Source organism: Sphingopyxis sp., from assembly GCF_036402335.1.
In the GTDB taxonomy this organism is placed as follows: domain Bacteria; phylum Pseudomonadota; class Alphaproteobacteria; order Sphingomonadales; family Sphingomonadaceae; genus Sphingopyxis.
In genome coordinates this window covers 1-2728 of the sequence record NZ_DASWTD010000077.1, presented here as the reverse complement: position 1 = coordinate 2728, position 2728 = coordinate 1, and the positions used below count along the sequence as shown (strand labels likewise).

2 protein-coding genes and 1 pseudogene are annotated in these 2728 nt (G+C 67.2%); all 3 read right to left on the bottom strand.

The features are described from left to right. Positions 1–503, bottom strand: a pseudogene (locus VGD20_RS02370) (heparinase); the annotation flags it as partial. Further along, positions 500–1162, bottom strand: coding sequence for a ribulose-phosphate 3-epimerase (gene rpe, locus VGD20_RS02365; RefSeq protein ID WP_331132919.1), 663 nt, complete (start codon positions 1160–1162; stop codon positions 500–502). The gene rpe and the pseudogene VGD20_RS02370, both read right to left, overlap by 4 nt. 54 nt (positions 1163–1216) lie before the next feature. Beyond that, positions 1217–2521 carry an RsmB/NOP family class I SAM-dependent RNA methyltransferase gene (locus tag VGD20_RS02360; protein ID WP_331132918.1) on the bottom strand — a complete coding sequence of 435 codons (1305 nt, stop codon included), beginning with the start codon at positions 2519–2521 and terminating at the stop codon, positions 1217–1219. Positions 2522–2728 lie beyond the last annotated feature (207 nt).

The following is a 2728-nucleotide window of genomic DNA, read 5'->3' as shown; positions in this document are numbered from 1 at the left end:
TGCGCGGTCCAGAACAGGATGCGCTTGCCCCACAGGCTCGGCCGCCACGCAAGATCGCTGACCTGCTCGGCATGGCGCGTGGTCCATTTGCGCACGACGCTTTCGGCAACAGGCGCGCCCTGTTCGCGCGTCGCGACCGTCGAAAGATCGCGCAGCCACTGGAAGCTGTGGATGTAGCGCGCCATCCCGTCCGACGCGTCGAGCTTCGCGAAGTCGAGCGTCCTTATCTCGAGCTTCTCGCCGCGATAGAGGAAATGACCCGCAAGGATCGCCTGCCCCGCCTTGATGTCTCCGATCACCGGGTCGTCAGGTACCGCCAGCAGCTTGAGCGGATAGCGCCCTTTCAGTCTGAGAGCATGGAGGGGGGAGCGCCAGGTGAGACGGAGCAGGCGATTGGCGATCCGCTCGGCGAGCGAAAGTCCCTTGTCGCCGCCTATCCTTATCAGCCGTTTTCCCTGCTCGATCCCGTCGGCCGCCGCGTCGATAGGCGACTTGGAGCTCACTTCGCTCTCAATGCCTCGATATTGGCGGCATATTGAGCAGGGCCACCGCGGAAGGTGGCGGTGCCCGCGACGAGCACGTCGGCGCCGGCGGCTATCGCGCGCGGCGCGGTGTTGACGTCGATCCCGCCATCAACCTCGAGCCGGATGTCCTTGCCCAGCTTGTCGATGCTGTTCCGGATCGCCTCGATCTTGCGCAGCTGGCTTTCGATGAAGCTTTGTCCGCCAAAGCCCGGGTTGACGCTCATCACGAGAACGAGGTCGATTTCCTCGAGCACATAGTCGAGCATCTTGGCGGGGGTCGCGGGATTGAGCGAGACGCCCGCGAGCTTGCCCAGCGCCTTGATGCGCTGGATCGTGCGGTGGAGATGCGGACCGGCCTCAGGATGGACGGTGATGATATCCGCGCCCGCATTGGCGAAATCCTCGAGGAAAGCGTCGACGGGCGAAATCATCAGATGGACGTCGAAGGGCTTTGCGGTGTGCGGGCGCAGCGCCTTCACTACCGCGGGGCCGATCGTGATATTGGGCACGAAATGCCCGTCCATCACATCGACATGGATCCAGTCGCATCCCGCGGTATCGATCGCGCGTACCTCCTCACCCAGCTTGGAAAAATCGGCGGAGAGGATCGAGGGCGCGATGCGGACGGGATGGGTCATGACCTGCTGCCTTAACCCCCGGTATGACGGGGGGCAAGCAGCCTGTTTGGCTAATCAGCCCTTACGCACCAGCCGCGCGATGAAGAAGCCGTCGAGCCCGCCGGCATCTGCGAGCATGCCGGGCAGCGTGCGCACCCAGCGGCGTTCACGGGCGAATGTTCCCGCTGGCAATTCCCCTTCAGTGACCGGCTGCAGAGCTATATCGTTCCGATTTCGCAACAATGTCTCGACCTGCCGTTCTCCCTCCTCGGGCTCGAGCGAGCAGGTGGCATAAACCAGCGTACCGCCCGGCGCGAGCCAGTCGACCGCGCGATCGAGCATCGTGGCCTGCAGGGCAGCCATCTCGGCAATGTCCCTCGGGCGAACGCGGTGGAGCACGTCGGGATGGCGGCGGAAGATGCCCGTCGCGCTGCACGGCGCGTCGAGCAGGATCGCGCGGGCCGGGACGTCGGGCGCCCAGCTCATGACATCGGCTTCGCGGATGTCGAGCGCCAGCCCCGTGCGTTCGGCATTCTCGCGCACGCGATCGAGCCGCTGCGCGCTCCGGTCGAGCGCGGTCACCTGCCATCCCGCGGCGGCGAGCTGGAGCGCCTTGCCGCCGGGCGCAGCGCACAGGTCGAGCACAACGCCGTCGCCGGGGCCGAGCAGCCGCGCGGGAAGCGAGGCGGCGAGATCCTGCACCCACCAGCGCCCCTCGGCAAAGCCGGGCAGGCTGGCAACGGGGCCGGCATCGGCGAGGCGGACATGGCCGGGCATCAGGCTGATGCCGCCCAGCTCGCTGACCCAATGATCGGTTTCTTGCGCGTCGGCGAGCGTCAGGTCGAGCGGCGGTGGCGCGGCGATCGCGGCCTCGGCGCCCGCAACCATGTCGGCGCCCCAATGCGCTTCCCATCGCGCGGCGACCTCGGGAAGCAGCGCAGGGACTTCGGGCAAGGTCTCGCCCTTGCGCATCAGGCTGCCGAACACGCCGTGGACGAGCCGGCGCGGGCCACCATCGACGAGCGGAAGCACGGTGGCAATCGCCGCATGCCCCGGCGTGCCGAGCGCCAGTGCCTGGACGAGCGCGATGCGGAGGGCGAAGCGCGCCTTGGCATCGTCGGGCAGCGGCTTTGCGGTCGCGCTGTCGATCAGCGCGTCGAGATCGGGCAGGCGGCGCAACGTCTCGGCGGCGATCGCGTGCGCCAGCGCGCGATCATCGCTGCGCTCAATGCCCTGCGTCGCTGCGCCGAGCGCGGCTTCGAGCGGCTGGCCGCGCCGGATCACCGCATCGAGCAGCTTCAGGGCAGCGCGCCGCGCGGGCAGGCCGGGAGAAGGGGCGGGGTAGCGCGCCTTTTGACGATCAGGGGGTGATTGCGGCATTAGCCGCTGCTAGAGCGGTTCGTGATCAATGAAAACCCGCTCATCCTGAGTAGCCGTTGAGCGAAGTCGAAACGGCGTATCGAAGGACGCATGGGGGCTGAGGACGTCCTTCGATACGGGCCTTCGCCAAGCTCAGTCCCTACTCAGGATGAGCGGAATGGTTCAATGCGCCGCCTTCGGCGTCTCCATCAGCTCGACCAGCACGCC

Coding starts and splice junctions, on each gene's coding strand:
- VGD20_RS02360 (WP_331132918.1), bottom strand. CDS start 2,521: ATGCCGCAATCACCCCCTGATCGTCAAAAGGCGCGCTACCCCGCCCCT.
- rpe (WP_331132919.1), bottom strand. CDS start 1,162: ATGACCCATCCCGTCCGCATCGCGCCCTCGATCCTCTCCGCCGATTTT.